A 17,344-nucleotide genomic window follows, 5' to 3' on the forward strand; every position below is an offset into this window, starting at 1 on the left:
AAAAGAGGCTTTCTAGAATATATAAATAAATCCGATGCTTACTTCGGCCTCATAGTTGCTGCGCGCGATTGGGCTGTCCTGAACATCGCTACTAAAATGCTCATAGAGTGCTTCGCCGAATATCTGCCAGTTATCGTTGAGGTAATAGCGATACGTGTAATCAATTCCTATCGAACGCAACCCGCCACTCAAGTTGGTTTGAGGCAATCCCGATGCAGCGGATTGCTGTGCGTTTACTCCGAAACCTTTATTGGCATATTCACTATCGTGGAATACCCCAACGAGATTAATTTCAGAGCCGGTTCCGTCAAGTTGATCCCCGAAGCGATAGCCTACTCCGAATAGACCAAGATTTCCCTCGCCCCCGGTCACAACTCGCCCAACAAGCCAATAGCGCCAATCGTCATCGAGCGCGTAACGTGTTTGCAGTACTAACTCAGTCTCTTCTTCTGTATCACCGAGTCCATCTAAGTAACCCTCATCCGAATCAGCTTCTTCACGACCTTCATCGAAGGCCACGGCGGCATCGAATAGCCACTTATCAGCACGAAGACCACGCCATCCTAGCGCCTCACCTGCAAAGTAGAAAATATCATCACCGCTACGCCATTGAACGGCACCAGCAGGCTGGGCTTCGAAACCAAACTCATCTGATCCTTCGTAGGCCGATTCGTACTCAATACCCAGGCCTAGCGCGAAAGCCCAGCCATCCTCACCTTTTGTGAAGTCGTCAACCGAAGGTAAAGGCACCAAAGCCGTTTTTTCGTCTTGTGCCAATGCTGTTTGATTGAATGCCGCATGTATCAGTCCGGCCACCAGTAAAGCTGTAAACTTTTTCATCTAAATTCCACTCCAGTACGTGATGGTATACCACCATTTTTCGAGACTATATGGCATGGCAGATAAATTTTTTGTGAATGGATCACATACATTCACTTTACGCTTGCTCCCCCATAGGGTGGGTTATACCCAAGGGGGCAGACCCGGCGTTAGCCGTAACCCATCAATCTCATAAGCGATGGGTTACGCATAAATGCTAACCCATCCTATAAAGGATCATATAGCTTTGCTCACCCTCACAACCCCACAATCGATACTTGTATCAAAGGGGTAATGATAATAAAGTCTTAGGAATCAATTCGAATAATGAAATGTTGACCCTGACATGAAGCTCAAAACCTTGACCTTAATGTTCATCTTGTTACTTGCGCCTCTGGTGTGCGCTGCAGAAACGAACGGTGATGACTGTAAACGACTAGCCAAAGCTGCGAGCTGGATAGCCTGGGCTGGTTATAGTGAGAACACGAACCTTGAGACAGTAAAGGAATCAGTAGCCGATATAGATGCTGCTAGCGATATCTTTGAAAACCTACCTTGGACCAGTGAGCGTCTAGAGGTAATGATCTCTGAAATTCTCTACCTCAATAAGAAAATTACCCCAAACGAAAATGAGCAAAAAAGAGCATTTCTAGTTGGAGAATACTATCAAATTAGATGCACTCATGAGGGCACTGGCACAGAGTTCCTATCTTTCGCAAAAAGCAAAGATGCATTGCAAAGCTGTCTTAAAAATGAAAATCAGAATAAAGCGGTATTCGAAGAGTGCATCTTAACGAAGACCGTGCAGTGAAAACACCTAGGCCAACAAAGCTTTGAACACCCACAAACCTCAATTAACTTCACCTTATCTAGTGTTTTAGTTTCTACCGCCTCGGCTATAATGACGCAATGAAACTCTCTCATAGTGAAAATGGATTTGTTGATTACAGTTACCAAGGTAAGGTTACTGGAGATAATCTGTATTTGTGCGTGCAGCCGCCACCCCCTCTGAATCGATGGGTGCAATGTTTTTGGCAACTCAATGTTCCCAACGGGCGTTATAGTTACCGCAGTGTTCCTGATAATAATGTCGATTGTATATTTGCCCTGAATGATGTTGAGGATAGTTTTTTCGTCACCCCGTTTCATTCTCCCGCGGTATTCGAAATGGATGGCCCGGTGTCTTACTTTGGCATACGTTTTCGTGTGTTGGCGCAACAGTGGTTAACGACTCTTCCTATTGGCGAATGGGGGGATCTTGATTTAGCAGAAATATTTAGTCGTCAGCTGATTGATGGGCTGTATGAAAGCATCAATGTTGACCAAAGTTTTCATACTCGCTGTAACAGCGTTGGCGAAGTATTACTGGCCAACTTATCCTATCGCGGTATCGACAAGCGATTTGCCAACTTTGTTCAATATGCCCACCAACACCCATCCGCAAAATTCGACCTGTCCGATAAACAATGTGCGGAGTTTGCATTGTCTTCCCGTCATCTCCGCCGCCTGTGCCAACTTTATCTCGGATTATCTCCGCGAAATTTCAATAGAGTATTACGTTTTCAGAAAACACTGCATTTAATGAATACCTCAAACCACCCTTTAGCATGGGCTGACTATTACTATGACCAACCCCACTTCAATCGAGAATTTAAAAGCCTGTCAGGATTAACGCCTGGTCAATTCTCAAACTTGTCCGTTTTGTACAATCCCAGCGATAACTCTGAGTAGATAATAACCCTGAAATAAATCACTAGAGGAATTTAATATGATTGAGTTTCAGGCAATGTTTCCGGTTATGGTCGCTAACGATTTAGAAGCACTTAAACAGTTCTACGAAGATGTTTTCGGTTTTAATGCAGTATATTTTGAGCCCAACTTTTATTTACATCTAGTCTCGCCAAATACTGGTGCCCAGTTAGGATTCCTGGTACCTAATCACGAAAGCCAGCCGCCTTTTTTGCACTCCCGTATGGTGACTGACGGTTATGTTATAAGCCTTGAAGTAGTCGATGCAAAAACTGCGTATCAACAGGCCAAAGAACTGGCACTAGAAGTGGTTATGCCATTAAAGGATGAGGCATGGGGACAACGACATTTCATTATTCAAGATCCTGCAGGATTTTATGTAGATATTGTCGAGCATTATGAAGTTGCTGATAAGTAAGCGTAGCCTCGAAGGAACAATTGTGACTTCGAGGTATTATATTCCGTAGGGTACCCCTAGGGCAGGATCTACGTAAGGCATGAGATTCTTTAGCCAGTAAAGTTTTGGGCCCCCACAAACTCCCTCTAATTAATTTATATCTATGGTTTTAGTTTCTCCCGCCTCAGCTATAATGAGTCATTGTTGCCCTCTTTTGCTGGATATTGGTATGACCGATGAAATCAATTACAAGAACAACCCTTTGAATGGCGTTGGCTTAAAGGCCCTGGTCACTGAATTGGTAGATCATTATGGCTTTGAAATTCTCTACGCCTATTTAAATATCAACTGTTTTAAAACCAATCCAAGCATTGCTTCCAGCGTTAAATTTCTTAAAAACACGACATGGGCGCGAGAAAAAGTTGAAGCCTTCTATTTATATCAATTCAAAAACATGCCCCAAGTATCCTCCGACCAACTACATATTCCTCCGCGAGATCGGATCGTGCCAGACGATCAAAAACCGGGTAAGCCTGCCGAGCTAAGCCTGGAAGATGCTGAGAAACTAAATGAAAAGCGTGCTAAAAAAGCCGCCGAATATGACCAGAATCGTAGTAACCGCCCTAGCAAGCGACCAAAGAAGAAAAGTAATGACCCTTGGGGGCAGTGGAAGAATAACTCTGAAGACTGAGTTTGCTTTGGTGAGTAATTTGGAATTAAATGAGCAACACATTCAGGCGGTATCAGGAATAGCATGAAAACCATTGGACTTATCGGTGGCATGAGCTGGGAAAGCACAATCGGCTACTATAAAGAAATTAATCAACGAGTAAAAAAAGCTCTTGGTGGACTTCACTCTGCAAAGATAGTCCTGCATAGCGTTGATTTTGATCCGATTGAAAAATTACAGCACAGTGGTAACTGGGCTGGCACGGCCGAGATACTGATCGAAGCTGCAAAAAGTGTCGAATCTGCTGGTGCCGACTTTGTACTCATCTGCACTAACACCATGCATAAAGTAGCCTCTGACATTGAACAGAACATTAATATTCCCCTTCTTCATATTGCCGATGCCACTGCTGAAGCGCTGGTTAAAGATGGCATCAAAAAGGTCGGGCTATTAGGCACTGCCTTTACCATGGAACAGGACTTCTACAAACAGCGGTTAATCGAAACCTATGGGCTAGAAGTTGTCATCCCGAATGGAGCTGATCGGAAACTGGTGCATGACACTATATACAATGAACTTTGCCTGGGAAACATTCATGATGCATCTCGACAAGAGTACCTTCGTATCGTTAATGAACTCGCAAAATCTGGAGCCGAGGCAATTATTCTGGGCTGTACAGAAATAGGTATGTTAATTAACCAGCAGCATACTGATGTTCCTCTTTACGACACAACAGCCATTCATGCAGCAAAGGCCGTCGAGTGGGCAATTCAGTAAGCATTGAAAAGAATGCCTCATTATTTTTGGACATGTGCAAACTTCTCTTTATAATTCAGTAATTCTAGTTGTCGCATTAACCTTAAGGAGTATCAATTGAGTATCGAAATTTGGATTTCATTTATTGCTGCGGCAATGATTTTATGTTTCACACCGGGACCAACGGTTTTTCTTGTCATCGGCCAAGCGCTCAGCCATGGTAAAAAGTCGGTTATCCCTTTGGTAACTGGCGTTTTAACTGGCGATCTCATTGCAATGAGCTTGTCGCTGGCTGGTGTCGGAGCTTTGCTTGCCACTTCTGCCGCTTTGTTCAACGTTGTTAAATGGTTGGGAGCTGCCTACTTAATCTACCTCGGCATTAAATCATGGAAAACGAGAGCTACAATAAGTTCTCAAGTCGATACAAAACCAATGGCCAGCCGTTCGGTGTATCGCGACTCGTTGATTGTTACCGCGTTAAACCCGAAGGGAATCATCTTTTTCATGGCCTTTTTCCCGCTTTTTATCGTGCCGGGCAAAGCGGTTCTACCACAGATGATCATCCTTGCATCTTCTTTCCTGCTGGTGTCTGGCTCGAGCGCTTTATTTTATGCGCTGTCCTCAGGCTATTTACGCCACAAGGTTCACTCGGCCAATTTCCAGAATGGCTTTAATAAGATGAGCGGCGGTATGCTCGTTGGCGCTGGAGTCGTCACTGCCTCCATTCAAAAATAGGCATTAGCTAAAGCAAGGACACTTATGTATCACGGTAGCTGCCTTTGCGGCAAAGTCACTTTAGAAATACAGGGCCCGATTGAGTCCATTATTCATTGCCATTGTTCGATGTGTCGAAAAAACAGCGGAACAGCTTATGCCACCAATGGCTTTGTGGCGGCTGATGACCTTATCATCAAAACTGGAGAAGAGTTCATTGCTACCTATGAAACCTCACCAGGAAAGAAACGTCATTTTTGCCAGAACTGTGCATCACCTGTATTTAGCAGTAATGCAAACATACCGGGTAAAGTTCGTCTTCGATTAGGGATTCTTGATTCTGACATTGGAGAGCGACCGATCTCACATAACTTTGTTTCTTCAAAAGCCAATTGGGATCACCTGGATGCGGAACTGCCAAGGTATGATAGTTACGAACCCAGCCGAGGCTCTAAAAAATAAACACACTAGCTGGGCTAGTATTAATATAATCAAATACTTCCCACAATAATTCTTAGAGGCAGTCAGTTTGAAGCTACAGGGCAAAATTACAATAAACGGCAAGCATTACAGGAAAGGGGACGAAGTATCAGGATTTAAAATCTACCCTTTTTTCCTGATTCATATGGGGATGTTTGGTTATTCAGGTTTCTATATGGCTTATGCTGCCGCTAACGTCGAAGAAAGATTTTTATATATGCACGGTGGCATTGCCATTCTTGTCTACATCATTTTCTACTTCGCTATTTTTGGCAAAGAGCAGGTTAAGTGGTTATTCATTAACTCAGCGCTTGGGCTGTTCGGTATTTACGCTGAAATTGATTGGATTCTGTCTTTGTTCGATAAGCAAATACAAGATTATCCCGCAAGCAGGCACATCATTCCGTTTCTTTATTATATTCTTTACACCTTCCTGATCCGGCAAATGTTCCTCGACTTTTTTAATGCGCGCGAGGATGCTGATAGAGAACGTAAAGTGAACCATGCGTACGTTATTTTATCCCTGATCATTTACACAGCTTTATATTTTTATCAACCGAGTTAGTTGTATCGAAGGGAAATTTACAAATATAGAATTTCTCCCTTTTTTGACTTTTGTATAAAAATACTGATGATATGAAGTCTTATAAGAACATTTATACAAAAATATTAGATAATTAAGGAGTTACTGTGCACATAATTATTGGGTTATTAACCGCATTGGGTACTTTACTCTATGTTATGGAGCGAATGAGGATAGATATTGGCTGGCTCAATCCATGGGCATGGAAACGTCGTCGTGCATGGGCGAAATTGTCTGCTGGCAATCCGGTGTATGGTCTTGATAAACCAATCGACGCCATTGCATTAATTGCCACCGCTGCTGCAAAAATCGATGGCGACCTTTCCATCGAGGAAAAGGAAGCGCTTAAGAATATTTTCAGAAACACCTTTAATCAATCCGAACATGAAGCATCACAATTGCTTGGTTCGAGTGTCTATCTTCTAGGACCCGGTGAAGATGTGTTTCACTCACCAGAAAAAGTGCTACAACGATCTCTGGACAAATTCTCAGCCGAACAAAAAGTATCGTCTATGAAGTTATTGTCCGAAATAATCCATGTCGGCGGTGCGCCATCTAGCCTACAACAAGAGTTTGTTAATAAAGTGGAGCGTGTAATGAATCCAGACGATGGCAAAAGTGGCTGGTAAATTATTTCTGTAGTGACGGCAATAAGCAGCACTGTATCCTCGAAGGCACGATGGAGACTTCGAGGGTTAGTTGTATCGAAGGGAAATTTACAAATATAGAACTTCTCCCTTTTTGACTTTTGTATAAAAATACTGATGATATGAAGTTTTATAAACGAATTCATAATTTAAAATAGAAACAATATGGGACAACGAGATATTTTCGGCACTTTTGGTAAGTGGTTTATTCTTTGCCTTTACTTCGCATGGATAATAACCGCCATGACTGGGCTTGGGGCATTTGTCGGCTTACTAATCAATTTAGCCATTAACAAAGATGAACTAATTGCTGCAGTTATTATTTCCTCAACAGCAGTAGGGTTTGTAGTAGGCATCCTTGCCGCTGAGCATAGAAGACGTAGTGACTTTTTGTAGTATGATTATTGATTACTTTTCGCAAGGTATATCAAAATCTACGTGGTAGTGTTCGTCATGTCGAACCCAAGAGCGTTTTGTTGAGAGTGTAATATTATCCTTTATGTATTCTGCGTATTGCGTTTCGAATAATCCACTTTGCAGTTCAGGGTCAAATATGACACGCCATACTTTATGGCCTCTTACTTTTGCTGCTTTATCCAAGGCAACGATATGAGCGGCCAGTGCTTCGTAGTCAATTGTCATCCCCTCAAATTGATTATTTTCATCAAACTCAATATCGTATCCAAATCGATTGGCAGGATTCGTCGGCAAATGCACAGATTCACCTTTGCCATTAATGACTGGCGTCATAAAGTCTACTGAAAGCCCATTCCTGTGGGTTTTGTGTGGCTTAAATTGACCGCCCTTTTCCCAGCCGGTCTCAGCATATTTATAAACTTTATCGGGTAGCTCTTTTTCCAACTGTTTGTAGGCGTCAATGACGATCTGCTTTACTTCAGAATGTACATAAGTGCGCCCGACTAAATGTGCTATATCGCTATAGCCAACAAAGTTCGAGCCGCTTTTCGGTAATTGCACTCCAGCTTCAAGGCGTCCATTCGAGGTAGTTCCGTAGCAGGTGCTTTCTTTGGCGAGCGTTAAATTAGGTGCTGCAGTAGCTACAACTGTCAGTAATATAGAAGTTATTGTTTTATTCATGGTGTATTTTTGTTTATGCGATGTCTTGCAATATACATCATCTTGTTGTGATATGCTTTTCGGGTGTTTTGATTAGCGCCTTTCAAGCCATTTGAATACCAATAAATCCCTTACTTAAAGTAGTGGGATTCCTAGGACGGACTTTATGTACTTTGAACTACTAAATCTTTCATATGCCAATGCACAGCCCAATAGGATGGGTTAGACGAAGTCGTAACCCATCAATCATATAAACGATGGGTTACGCATAAATGCTAACCCATCCTATAAGAGCAGATTCTGAAGCTGGCTTAAAACCATTAAATATTGGGGGTGGATTCCTAGTTCATAATCACTAAGATATACCTTATTCCATTCAACAACCTTTAACAGTTGCTATTGTCCCACCATATCTGACAATGAAAGGAAATCACTCATGACTGATCTTATTCTTACTACTTTCGATTGGGTTCCCGACTTACCAAGAGGCTATGTGCGCGATCTTCGGGTGCGTTGGGCGCTGGAGGAAGCGGGGTTGCCTTATACAGTTAATAGTGTGCCTTTTCGGGAAAAGGATGAAGAGCATTTTTCGAGCCAACCTTTTGGGCAAGTTCCCTGGTTGACCGATGGTGAGATTAAGATCTTTGAAAGTGGTGCGATTTTGCTGCATCTGGCGGAGCGGAGTGAGAAGTTGATGCCTTCCGCTCCTCAAAGTCGCAGCGAGGTTATTCAGTGGATATTTGCGGCGCTTAATTCGGTTGAGATGGCGAGCTTGCCTTGGTCCTTATACCAATTTTCCGATGACACCACTGACACTCCGGGTCGTAAGCATATAGAAAATTTCCTCAATGCGCGGTTAAAGCATATGGAGACAGTTCTGGCTGAGCGCGAATGGCTGGTTGATTCTTTTTCTGTTGCAGATATTCTGATGGCGGATGTGTTGCGTCTAGTGGATCGGTTTGATGGCTTGGCAGAGTTTCACGCCTGTCGCGATTATGTGGCGCGCGCTACGGCACGGCCAGCCTTTAAGCAGGCGTACGATGATCAGATGGCTCATTTTGCGGCTGCGGATTGATGGATTATTCCGTGCTGGTAATAATAGCAGGGTACATCGCCAGCCTATAAGAGCAGATTTCCTTAAGGTACTTCCTTTGGTCACATCTTAATGACCACGCTTGAGGTTGCTGGGATTCGCTTCGCTTATCACCAGCCTACAAGAGCAGATTCCCTAAAGGGATTCCCGTCGGTCGCCTGAATCTAGTTCAGGATGACAATCCTCGAGGTGTAGTGCCACGTTGATTCTAGTATAGGATGGGTTAGACGAAGTCGTAACCCATCAATCATGCGAACAATCTAACGATGGGTTACGCATAAATGCTAACCCATCCTATAAGAGCAAATACCTCCATTTAATCTTTTCTTACAATTTACTTGCCTGATCTTTTGCCTATTGGCTTTTGCCTCTCTATATTGCTAGGTTGAGTCATTTTCATTAACTAACGAAAGAGTCTGGCAATGAAGAAATTATCTATCTTATCCAGCCTGTTGGTGCTGTCTTTGGGGACTGTGGCGAATTCAGCTACGGCGGCAGACGAGGACAAGGCTAAGTGGGATGTGAACAATCCTCCCGGCACTCCTATTTTTGCGAATATTCAGGTCAATGAAGGCACCTGGATGAATCTTGATGTTAGCCCTGATGGCGAGACGATTGCCTTTGATTTATTGGGCGATATCTACACCATGCCGATGTCTGGCGGTAAGGCGACTAACATTACTAACAGTATGGCCTGGGATATGCAGCCACGATTTTCGCCAAGCGGTAAGCAGTTGACGTTTACCACCGATCAGGGTGGCGGTGACAATATCTGGGTTATGGATACCGATGGTTCCGACCAATATCAGGTCACCAAAGAGAATTTCCGTTTATTGAACAATCCTGTGTGGAGCCCTGACGGTAACTATATTGCGGCTCGTAAGCACTTTACCGGCACCCGTTCTTTAGGCGCGGGCGAAATCTGGCTTTATCATAAGTCAGGCGGTAGCGGCGTTCAGTTAAACAAGCGTCCGAATGAGCAGAAAGATCTGGGCGAACCGGCCTTTACGCCAGACGGCAAGTACGTTTTATTCTCGCGCGATTCAACGCCGGGTAAATATTTCGAATACAGCAAAGATTCGAATGAACAGATTTATGAAGTGTTTGCGATTAACCGCGAAACAGGCGATATCGAAACCTGGATCGATGGCCCTGGTGGCGCGGTACGCCCGACGCCTTCGCCAGACGGCAAATTCATCGCTTTCGTGCGCCGAATTCGTGCGCAAAGCGCGCTTTTCCTAAAAAACCGTGAAACCGGTGCTGAGTTCCCGATTTATGAGGGTCTTGAGCGCGATATGCAGGAAACCTGGGCGATTCACGGCGTTTATCCAAACTTTGCCTGGACTCCAGATAGCGACGAAATCGTGTTCTGGGCGCAGGGCAAGCTGCATAAAATTGACGTTGCTTCTAAAGAAGTAAGCAATATTCCTTTTGAGGTTAATGACCGCCGCGAAATGCGTCAGGCCATGACTCAGAAGAATGCTGCCTATGAAGCTAAGTTCAACGCGAAAATGCTGCGTTGGTTGCAGGTGTCTCCAGACGGTGATCAGGCCATTTTCCAGGCACTGGGCAAAATTTACACCATGAGTCTGCCGAATGGTAAACCAAAGCGTTTAACCCGTCAGGATGAACATTTCGAGTTTTACCCACGTTTTTCAGCCGACGGCAGCAAAATTGTTTACACCACCTGGGATGACAAAACGCTAGGTACTATTCGCGTGGTTTCTGCCCGTGGCGGTAGTGGTAAAGTTGTTTCGCAACAACCCGGTCATTACACAAATCCTAGCTTAAGCCCGGATGGTGAGACGGTTGTCGCACAGGCTATTTCCGGTGGCTACCTGACCAGCCCATTGTATTCGCAGGACACTGGCATCATCGCCATTAATCTTGATAATGATAAGCAGTATGTCCTGTCCCAGCGTGGTAACAATCCATTCTTCGCTGGCAGCTCTGATCGCGTATTCTTCTCGCAAACCACTCCGAGCGGTGAAACTTACAGCACTAAGTTGGTGAGCACTGACTTAAGTGGAAATGAAATGCAGGAGCACTATGAAGGCAACTGGATCAGCGATTTTGCGGTATCGCCTGATCAGCAGTGGTTAGCTTTCACACAACGTTATCAGGTTTATGTCACTCCATTTGTGCAAAGCGGTAAAGCTATCAATACAGGCCCAGGCGCAAAAAACCTGCCAGTACGTAAGTTCTCCAAATTTGCCGGTAGCAATCTGGCCTGGTCTGAAGACAGCAAATCGCTTGCCTGGTCACTGGGCCCGGACTTGTATCAACAAGCGCTAAATGAGCGTTTCGAGTTCTTGAACGCAAAGACTGACGAAGATGCCGAAGCTCCTGAAGACACAGCTCCTGAAGCGAAAGCAACCCGCATTAACTTCACGGTTGACGCCGATAAGCCTGATACTTCGATTGCTCTGGTTGGTGCCAAAGTGATCACGATGGAAGGTGAGCAGGTTATCGAAGATGGTGTTGTTATCGTTGAAGATAACCGCATCAAGGCCGTTGGCTCTCGTGGCGATGTTGCTATCCCATCGGGCGCTAAGACCATTGATGTTGCCGGTAAAACCATTATTCCTGGTTTAGTCGATGTGCACTGGCATGGCCCTTATGCCAATGACCAGATCCAACCTCAGACTAACTGGAATGCGCTGGCTTCATTAGCTTTCGGTGTCACCACAACGCATAACCCTTCAGCGGATACCGAAGCGGTATTCTCAGCCAGTGAAATGCAGAAAGCCGGTGTCATTACAGCACCTCGTTTGTTCTCGACCGGTACTATTTTGTATGGCGCGAATCATTTCATCACTGCCGAAGTGGATAATCTGGAAGATGCGGTTGGTCACCTTGAGCGCATGAAAGCGGTTGGTGCTTTCTCGGTTAAGAGTTACAACCAGCCACGTCGCGACCAGCGTCAGCAAGTTCTTGAAGCTGCCCGTCAAACTGGCTTGTTGGTAGTGCCAGAGGGCGGTTCATTGTTTATGCATAACATGTCGATGGTGATTGATGGCCACACCACCATTGAGCACTCAATCCCGGTAGAAAAAATCTATGATGATGTGAAGCAATTGTGGAGCCAGGGCCAGACGTCTTACGTGCCAACTCTTGGCGTGGCGTATGGCGGTATCTGGGGCGAACGCTACTGGTATGACAAAACTAAAGTCTTCGACCATCCGTTATTGACCAAGTTTGTGCCGCGTGAAATTCTAGATCCGGTTTCTCGTCGTCGCTATACCGCACCGGATGAGGATTACAACCACTTCAACAACGCTACGGTTACCGCTGAATTGCGTGAACTTGGCGTTAAAGTTGGTATCGGTGCTCATGGTCAGCGCGAAGGTCTAGCGGCTCATTGGGAACTGTGGATGTTTGAACAGGGCGGTATGACGCCGCATCAAGCATTGGAAGCAGGCACAATGGACGGCGCTAAGATCCTCGGTATGGCTGATGAAATTGGTTCAATCAAGAAAGGAAAACTGGCTGATCTGGTTATTCTTGACGCCGATCCGCTGGAAAACCTGAAGAACAGTGAGAAGGTTAATATGGTCATGTTGAATGGTCGTCTCTACGATGCTCAGACCATGAATCAGTTAGCCCCCAAAGAAGTTAAGCGTCCTGCTTTCTTCTTCGAATAATCTTCCATAATAGATTATTTCAATCTTGCAATACCGTAATGCAAATTTGCATTACGGTATTGTTCATTTTTGCATCAATTTAGGGTACAGTAATCTCATTGACTCAATAAAAAATTAAAGGAATAACGTGGTTAACCTCACGAAATCATTAGCCTTTTTGCTATTGCTAGGAAGCGCACTGAGCTTTGCTGCTGCGCCAGCTGATAATTTGCCTCTGCAAAACCAATTATACAGCATGAGCAAGCTGACCATCCCAGAACGCAGCCAACCCTCTTTTTTGTCCAAACTTCAAACGATTTTAAATAATCAGCTGGATCCGCATTCTGAAGCTCTAGCCAATATTCTCATCGCCGATTACTACATTCATACTAACGAGCCACTCCGCGCTCGTGAACATTTGAATATTTCAAAGCCGTTAGTTAATACCGTAGATACGACTACTTTATATCAGGAATTCAATTACGTTCTGATGCTGGTGCTTCGCACCGAAGGTAACCTTACGGAAGCTAAACACACCGCCGATGCGTTGTATCGTGATGTTCGCGAAGCCTGGCCGAATAACAAGTTAAGTGACATTGTCCTTGAGCGCGCCTATATCGCCTCTTATCTGTATCGATATCAGGAGTCATTTGAACTTATGGAGTTGGCGCTTTCACATGCCTATGAAAGTAATGATCCTTTTCAGCTAGTCGAAACATATAATGTATTTGCCATCCTGTACGGCGCTTTGAACGACCATCTTTCCTCCATTGATTATTTAAAAAAGGCCATTGAAATCATGGAGGCTAATCCACAATACACGCAGAACACTTATCTCTATGTCAATCTTGCTGACTCTTATCGCGCTGCTGAAGATTTCGAGCAAGCAAACGCTTATCTGGATAAATCGTTCCAAATTGCCAAAGACACTGATGATGTTTCATTAAGAGCTTATGCCCACCAAGTCAAAGGGCGTTTATTAGTTGATCAGGAAAACTATGAGAATGCGCTCAACCATATTTTGACCTCACAGAAACTGCATAAAGAGATCGGTGAGGAATTGTTTAGCTTTGAAATTCATTCTGAGTTAACCAATATTTATCTTGAACTGGAACAATTGGAAAAAGCGAATCAACATTTAGTCTTGGCTAAAGAATATGCCCAACAGTTGGGCAGCCAAGATACCCACTATATTAATCGTCTTGAAGGCAGATTGTTTTATAAACAGGATAACTATCAGCAAGCCTACGATCTTTTAAACGAGTCCTACACCCAATATCGTAAACAGTTTAATGATAATCTCACCTATGTCTCCAACCTGTCGCGCGAGCAATTGGATCAGGAGCGGCTGGTTTTTGAAAACAAATTGTTAGAACAGGAAAATAAGCTCAATGCTCAATATGTCGAAGAGAGTCGCAAATACAGCTATATCCTATGGCTTCTTATTCTCTTGCTGCTGTCAGCAATAGCGATTGCTCTCTGGATCATGTTGCGCTATCGCAGCCTGGCTAATGCCAACCATCAAATGGCCCTCACCGATAACCTGACCAAAATGCCTAACAGAAGACATGTTTTCCGCACTCTGGCACAACAGCACAAATCCAGCGAGGCAGGTAAAAGAACCTACAGCGTCATCTTGTTCGACATTGATTTCTTCAAAAGCATTAATGATCGCTTTGGCCACAATATCGGCGACAGAGTCATTCAGTCCACCCGTGACATTTGCGACGCAGTATTACGTGATTCCGATACCATTGGTCGTATCGGCGGCGAAGAGTTCTTAATTTTATTGCCGGATACCGATCTCAAGGCCGCCTACACCATCGCCGAACGACTACGCGAATATTTCGAAACCTATAATTTCGAAGATATTGCTCCAGGATTAACAGTCACCTCCAGCTTCGGTGTCACCGAATACCTGCCAGAAGACGAAACCTTGGATTTAGTTGTTAACCGTGCAGACCGCTTATTGTACAAAGCTAAAAATGAAGGGCGAAATCAGGTTGTCGCGAGTTTTGCTTGAGAGTATAGACTAAACGAAGAGCGCGGGGACAAGCAGCCGTCCGTTGTACGGACAACTCATGAGTACCCAGTGGGGCAGACCCTTGTCCCTACGCCCAACATTAAATTTCTTACTTCTGTAAATGAGACCGCAACATCCAGGCAGTTTTTTCATGCACCACCAATCGGTCTGAAATCAAGCTGACTGACGATTCATCATCAGCTCCTTGCGCCAATGGCAAAATTTCGCGGGCGGTTCTGACCACTGTCTCATGACTATCGACTAAGCGTTCAAGCATTTCTTCAGTGCTGATATTACCTTCGACTTCTTTAATGCTGGTTAACTTAGCGAACTCTTTGTAAGTGCCCGGCGACAAAATACCTAACGCACGGATCCGTTCTGCAATGTCGTCCACCGCCACAGCCAGCTCGGTGTAGTGAGTTTCGAACAAGGTATGCAGCGACTGGAAGAATGGACCAGTGACGTTCCAGTGAAAATTATGTGTTTGTAAATATAAGGTATAAGTGTCTGCTAAAAGACGTGCTAAACCATCACCTATCTCTTCACGTTGGCTTTCATTGATTCCGATATTAATCGCTTTGTTCATTATAAACTCCTTATGATTAATGTGTTCACCATCTTAACCTAACGATTTCATTAGTTAAAATCAATCTTTCCTAATGAATCGATATATAGTCACTATATGAAGTGGTATTAGCTTCATGTTAAGAGTGAAAAAGTCTAAAATTCGCACAATTTCAGCATACAGCAACTGCTTTACTACACTATGACACAGCTCAACTTTGATCAATATGACCGTAAACTCGATGCACTTGGCCTGCGCTGCCCTGAGCCTGTGATGATGGTGCGCCTCAATGTTCGTAAAATGGAGGATGGTCAAGTATTATTAGTGTTAGCTGATGATCCTTCTACCACACGTGATATTCCCAAGTTCTGTACTTTTATGGAACATCAACTGATTGGAAGCGACACAGCGCAATTGCCCTACAAGTATCTGATTAAAAAAGGAATGGCCGCTTAATTATGCATCATTCAGATCCTGAGCCTGATAAACAGGACCCACAGCAAACCGAGAAAGATCTTGGCCAAATACTGGCTGAACTCGAGAAATCCAGCGATGGCAAATCACTGCCACCGGTTGAGAAATGGGACCCTGATTTTTGCGGCGACATGGAGCTGGTTATCAAGCGTGATGGCAGCTGGCATTATCAGGGCTCACCGATTGGCCGCCAACGCCTGGTTAAATTGTTTTCGACTGTCCTGAAGAAAGAAGATGACAAGTATTACTTGGTTACCCCGGTTGAAAAACTCGGTATTCGGGTTGAAGATGCACCTTTCTTGGTGATTCGTATGCAGGTCAAAGACTCGGTCGAAGGCCCTGTTATCAGCTTTGAAGATAATTGTGATAATCAGATTATTCTTACCAAAGACAATCCAATCTGGGTTGAACACGATTCTAAAACTGGCGAACCATCGCCTTATATTATGGTGCGTCGTAATCTGCACGCACTGATCCATCGCAACGTATTTTACGAGCTGGTAGAACGAGCCGAAGAAAGAGTCATTGATGATCAAAAACACCTCGGCGTTATTTCTGCTGGTGAATTTTTCAGTTTGGGTATCATTTAGGTTATAGGAAACAGATGGTCAAGTTTCAAGCGCTGCCTAAAATCACCATAATCTGCTACATCATTTCGGTAGTGATTATTGGTTTTGTTTTTGCTGAACAATTCGGCGAATGGGATCTATTCAACCGCGAAGTCAAAATCGGTATTTTAGTCACCGCAGCCATCATTGGCGTCTTTGGTTCGATTGTCAGTATTGCCAAACAACTCGCCGGTTATTTCAAAGGAAATAAATCTTCGACAAAAGACTAATATTTGCCGCGCTCAAATGATTGAGCTAAAGTTAAAAAAATTATTTAGCTCGGATGCCCATGAAACACATTCTTTCTCTCGTCTTCCTCCTCGCCACGCTTATCGGAATTTTCCTGATTTATAATTACGGCCGTGCTTACTGGCACCCTTTGTATATCAAGGTTGCAGGAGCTCGCACTGTAGAGGATGTGATTCAAACTTATGGGGAAGAAGCGCGCGACCGAATGGCTCCATACTTTGCAGCCGCTGGCTCAAAGTATCCACCCGACTCTGTGGCGCTGATAGCCATAAAAGAAGAAGCAAAACTGGAGCTATGGGATACCTCAGCAGCAAACCCGGTTTTTATTCGCAACTATTCTGTACTTGCTCAAAGCGGAGTCGCTGGCCCCAAATTACGCGAAGGCGATTTGCAGGTTCCAGAAGGCATTTATCGAATAGAATATTTAAATCCCAATAGCTCTTACCACTTATCAATGAAGTTAAACTATCCGAACGATTTTGACCAAACGCATGCAAAAGCAGAAGGACGAAGCGAACCGGGAACTAACATTTTTATCCACGGAAAGGCTGTCTCGATAGGGTGTTTAGCAATGGGAGATCCCGTTGCAGAAGAGTTATTTGTCCTGGCCAGCGACATTGGTCATCGCAATATAGAGGTCGCTATCGCTCCACGAGATCCAAGAAAGACTGAATTAACACCTATTGCCGAGCTACCCTGGACAGAGGAGCTCTACCAAGATTTAACGACTTACTTTGCACCTTTCGTAGCGAAGCCATCAGCGGGGCTTTAGTTATATACAAATCTTACACCGCCTCTTAAATGACTGACGATAAAA

The 17,344-nt window shown here is 44.3% G+C and carries 20 protein-coding genes; 17 read left to right on the top strand and 3 right to left on the bottom strand.

Going from position 1 to position 17,344, the window contains the following annotated elements:
* Positions 1 to 12: 12 nt before the first annotated feature.
* Positions 13 to 840: a MipA/OmpV family protein gene (locus tag ACYTXU_RS11690; protein ID WP_462206962.1), complete on the bottom strand. Its 828-nt coding sequence runs from the start codon at positions 838 to 840 to the stop codon at positions 13 to 15.
* A gap of 325 nt (positions 841 to 1,165) precedes the next feature.
* Here ACYTXU_RS11690 and ACYTXU_RS11695 point away from each other — a divergent pair, with 325 nt between their 5' ends.
* The 10 genes from ACYTXU_RS11695 (at position 1,166) to ACYTXU_RS11740 (ending at position 7,211) form a co-directional block, all read left to right on the top strand.
* Positions 1,166 to 1,630, top strand: coding sequence for a hypothetical protein (locus ACYTXU_RS11695; RefSeq protein WP_462206963.1), 465 nt, complete (start codon positions 1,166 to 1,168; stop codon positions 1,628 to 1,630).
* Positions 1,631 to 1,728: 98 nt separating this feature from the next.
* Positions 1,729 to 2,550 (top strand): DUF6597 domain-containing transcriptional factor, encoded by an 822-nt coding sequence (locus tag ACYTXU_RS11700; RefSeq protein ID WP_462206964.1) that lies wholly within the window; start codon positions 1,729 to 1,731, stop codon positions 2,548 to 2,550.
* Positions 2,551 to 2,587: 37 nt separating this feature from the next.
* Complete coding sequence (locus tag ACYTXU_RS11705; protein ID WP_462206965.1) at positions 2,588 to 2,986, top strand: VOC family protein; 399 nt, start codon at positions 2,588 to 2,590, stop codon at positions 2,984 to 2,986.
* 208 nt (positions 2,987 to 3,194) lie between these two features.
* On the top strand, positions 3,195 to 3,656 hold the full coding sequence (locus ACYTXU_RS11710) for a VF530 family protein (protein ID WP_462206966.1): 462 nt from the start codon (positions 3,195 to 3,197) through the stop codon (positions 3,654 to 3,656).
* Positions 3,657 to 3,719: 63 nt separating this feature from the next.
* Positions 3,720 to 4,412 carry an aspartate/glutamate racemase family protein gene (locus tag ACYTXU_RS11715; protein WP_462206967.1) on the top strand — a complete coding sequence of 231 codons (693 nt, stop codon included), beginning with the start codon at positions 3,720 to 3,722 and terminating at the stop codon, positions 4,410 to 4,412.
* A 96-nt stretch (positions 4,413 to 4,508) separates the two neighbouring features.
* Complete coding sequence (locus ACYTXU_RS11720) at positions 4,509 to 5,126, top strand: LysE family translocator (RefSeq protein ID WP_462206968.1); 618 nt, start codon at positions 4,509 to 4,511, stop codon at positions 5,124 to 5,126.
* A gap of 24 nt (positions 5,127 to 5,150) precedes the next feature.
* Positions 5,151 to 5,567 carry a GFA family protein gene (locus ACYTXU_RS11725; RefSeq protein ID WP_462206969.1) on the top strand — a complete coding sequence of 139 codons (417 nt, stop codon included), beginning with the start codon at positions 5,151 to 5,153 and terminating at the stop codon, positions 5,565 to 5,567.
* 67 nt (positions 5,568 to 5,634) lie between these two features.
* Complete coding sequence (locus tag ACYTXU_RS11730; protein ID WP_462206970.1) at positions 5,635 to 6,150, top strand: hypothetical protein; 516 nt, start codon at positions 5,635 to 5,637, stop codon at positions 6,148 to 6,150.
* A 125-nt stretch (positions 6,151 to 6,275) separates the two neighbouring features.
* Positions 6,276 to 6,797, top strand: coding sequence for a TerB family tellurite resistance protein (locus ACYTXU_RS11735; RefSeq protein WP_462206971.1), 522 nt, complete (start codon positions 6,276 to 6,278; stop codon positions 6,795 to 6,797).
* 183 nt (positions 6,798 to 6,980) lie between these two features.
* The gene (locus ACYTXU_RS11740; protein WP_462206972.1) at positions 6,981 to 7,211 is read left to right on the top strand and encodes a hypothetical protein; all 231 of its coding nucleotides are present in this window, start codon (positions 6,981 to 6,983) and stop codon (positions 7,209 to 7,211) included.
* A 12-nt stretch (positions 7,212 to 7,223) separates the two neighbouring features.
* Here ACYTXU_RS11740 and ACYTXU_RS11745 read toward each other — a convergent pair whose 3' ends face one another.
* Positions 7,224 to 7,913 (bottom strand): penicillin-insensitive murein endopeptidase, encoded by a 690-nt coding sequence (locus ACYTXU_RS11745; protein WP_462206973.1) that lies wholly within the window; start codon positions 7,911 to 7,913, stop codon positions 7,224 to 7,226.
* 415 nt (positions 7,914 to 8,328) lie between these two features.
* Here ACYTXU_RS11745 and ACYTXU_RS11750 point away from each other — a divergent pair, with 415 nt between their 5' ends.
* The 3 genes from ACYTXU_RS11750 to ACYTXU_RS11760 all read left to right on the top strand — a co-directional run bounded on the left by ACYTXU_RS11750 (position 8,329) and on the right by ACYTXU_RS11760 (position 14,631).
* Positions 8,329 to 8,967, top strand: coding sequence for a glutathione S-transferase family protein (locus ACYTXU_RS11750; RefSeq protein ID WP_462206974.1), 639 nt, complete (start codon positions 8,329 to 8,331; stop codon positions 8,965 to 8,967).
* Positions 8,968 to 9,407: 440 nt separating this feature from the next.
* The gene (locus ACYTXU_RS11755) at positions 9,408 to 12,629 is read left to right on the top strand and encodes an amidohydrolase family protein (RefSeq protein WP_462206975.1); all 3,222 of its coding nucleotides are present in this window, start codon (positions 9,408 to 9,410) and stop codon (positions 12,627 to 12,629) included.
* Positions 12,630 to 12,756: 127 nt separating this feature from the next.
* Positions 12,757 to 14,631 carry a tetratricopeptide repeat-containing diguanylate cyclase gene (locus ACYTXU_RS11760; RefSeq protein WP_462206976.1) on the top strand — a complete coding sequence of 625 codons (1,875 nt, stop codon included), beginning with the start codon at positions 12,757 to 12,759 and terminating at the stop codon, positions 14,629 to 14,631.
* Between the two features lie 109 nt (positions 14,632 to 14,740).
* Here the strand turns inward: ACYTXU_RS11760 and ACYTXU_RS11765 are convergent, their stop codons facing one another.
* Positions 14,741 to 15,217: a Dps family protein gene (locus tag ACYTXU_RS11765; protein ID WP_462206977.1), complete on the bottom strand. Its 477-nt coding sequence runs from the start codon at positions 15,215 to 15,217 to the stop codon at positions 14,741 to 14,743.
* 180 nt (positions 15,218 to 15,397) lie between these two features.
* Here ACYTXU_RS11765 and tusA point away from each other — a divergent pair, with 180 nt between their 5' ends.
* The 4 genes from tusA to ACYTXU_RS11785 are packed head-to-tail and all read left to right on the top strand — an operon-like array spanning position 15,398 to position 17,299.
* Positions 15,398 to 15,652 carry a sulfurtransferase TusA gene (gene tusA / locus ACYTXU_RS11770; RefSeq protein WP_462206978.1) on the top strand — a complete coding sequence of 85 codons (255 nt, stop codon included), beginning with the start codon at positions 15,398 to 15,400 and terminating at the stop codon, positions 15,650 to 15,652.
* Positions 15,653 to 15,654: 2 nt separating this feature from the next.
* A complete protein-coding gene (locus ACYTXU_RS11775) occupies positions 15,655 to 16,260 on the top strand; it encodes a DUF1285 domain-containing protein (protein ID WP_462206979.1) in 606 nt (201 codons plus the stop codon).
* 14 nt (positions 16,261 to 16,274) lie between these two features.
* Positions 16,275 to 16,508: a hypothetical protein gene (locus ACYTXU_RS11780; protein WP_462206980.1), complete on the top strand. Its 234-nt coding sequence runs from the start codon at positions 16,275 to 16,277 to the stop codon at positions 16,506 to 16,508.
* Between the two features lie 59 nt (positions 16,509 to 16,567).
* The gene (locus tag ACYTXU_RS11785) at positions 16,568 to 17,299 is read left to right on the top strand and encodes a L,D-transpeptidase family protein (RefSeq protein WP_462206981.1); all 732 of its coding nucleotides are present in this window, start codon (positions 16,568 to 16,570) and stop codon (positions 17,297 to 17,299) included.
* Positions 17,300 to 17,344 lie beyond the last annotated feature (45 nt).

The organism is Kangiella sp. M94, assembly GCF_054926195.1.

What these genes read in the sequence shown, in the direction of transcription:
- ACYTXU_RS11775 (WP_462206979.1), top strand. Translation starts at nt 15,655, where the DNA reads ATGCATCATTCAGATCCTGAGCCTGATAAACAGGACCCACAGCAAACC.
- ACYTXU_RS11755 (WP_462206975.1), top strand. Translation starts at nt 9,408, where the DNA reads ATGAAGAAATTATCTATCTTATCCAGCCTGTTGGTGCTGTCTTTGGGG.
- ACYTXU_RS11710 (WP_462206966.1), top strand. Translation starts at nt 3,195, where the DNA reads ATGACCGATGAAATCAATTACAAGAACAACCCTTTGAATGGCGTTGGC.
- ACYTXU_RS11745 (WP_462206973.1), bottom strand. Translation starts at nt 7,913, where the DNA reads ATGAATAAAACAATAACTTCTATATTACTGACAGTTGTAGCTACTGCA.
- ACYTXU_RS11765 (WP_462206977.1), bottom strand. Translation starts at nt 15,217, where the DNA reads ATGAACAAAGCGATTAATATCGGAATCAATGAAAGCCAACGTGAAGAG.
- ACYTXU_RS11705 (WP_462206965.1), top strand. Translation starts at nt 2,588, where the DNA reads ATGATTGAGTTTCAGGCAATGTTTCCGGTTATGGTCGCTAACGATTTA.
- ACYTXU_RS11695 (WP_462206963.1), top strand. Translation starts at nt 1,166, where the DNA reads ATGAAGCTCAAAACCTTGACCTTAATGTTCATCTTGTTACTTGCGCCT.
- ACYTXU_RS11750 (WP_462206974.1), top strand. Translation starts at nt 8,329, where the DNA reads ATGACTGATCTTATTCTTACTACTTTCGATTGGGTTCCCGACTTACCA.
- ACYTXU_RS11725 (WP_462206969.1), top strand. Translation starts at nt 5,151, where the DNA reads ATGTATCACGGTAGCTGCCTTTGCGGCAAAGTCACTTTAGAAATACAG.
- ACYTXU_RS11690 (WP_462206962.1), bottom strand. Translation starts at nt 840, where the DNA reads ATGAAAAAGTTTACAGCTTTACTGGTGGCCGGACTGATACATGCGGCA.
- ACYTXU_RS11715 (WP_462206967.1), top strand. Translation starts at nt 3,720, where the DNA reads ATGAAAACCATTGGACTTATCGGTGGCATGAGCTGGGAAAGCACAATC.
- ACYTXU_RS11740 (WP_462206972.1), top strand. Translation starts at nt 6,981, where the DNA reads ATGGGACAACGAGATATTTTCGGCACTTTTGGTAAGTGGTTTATTCTT.
- ACYTXU_RS11785 (WP_462206981.1), top strand. Translation starts at nt 16,568, where the DNA reads ATGAAACACATTCTTTCTCTCGTCTTCCTCCTCGCCACGCTTATCGGA.
- ACYTXU_RS11780 (WP_462206980.1), top strand. Translation starts at nt 16,275, where the DNA reads ATGGTCAAGTTTCAAGCGCTGCCTAAAATCACCATAATCTGCTACATC.
- tusA (WP_462206978.1), top strand. Translation starts at nt 15,398, where the DNA reads ATGACACAGCTCAACTTTGATCAATATGACCGTAAACTCGATGCACTT.
- ACYTXU_RS11700 (WP_462206964.1), top strand. Translation starts at nt 1,729, where the DNA reads ATGAAACTCTCTCATAGTGAAAATGGATTTGTTGATTACAGTTACCAA.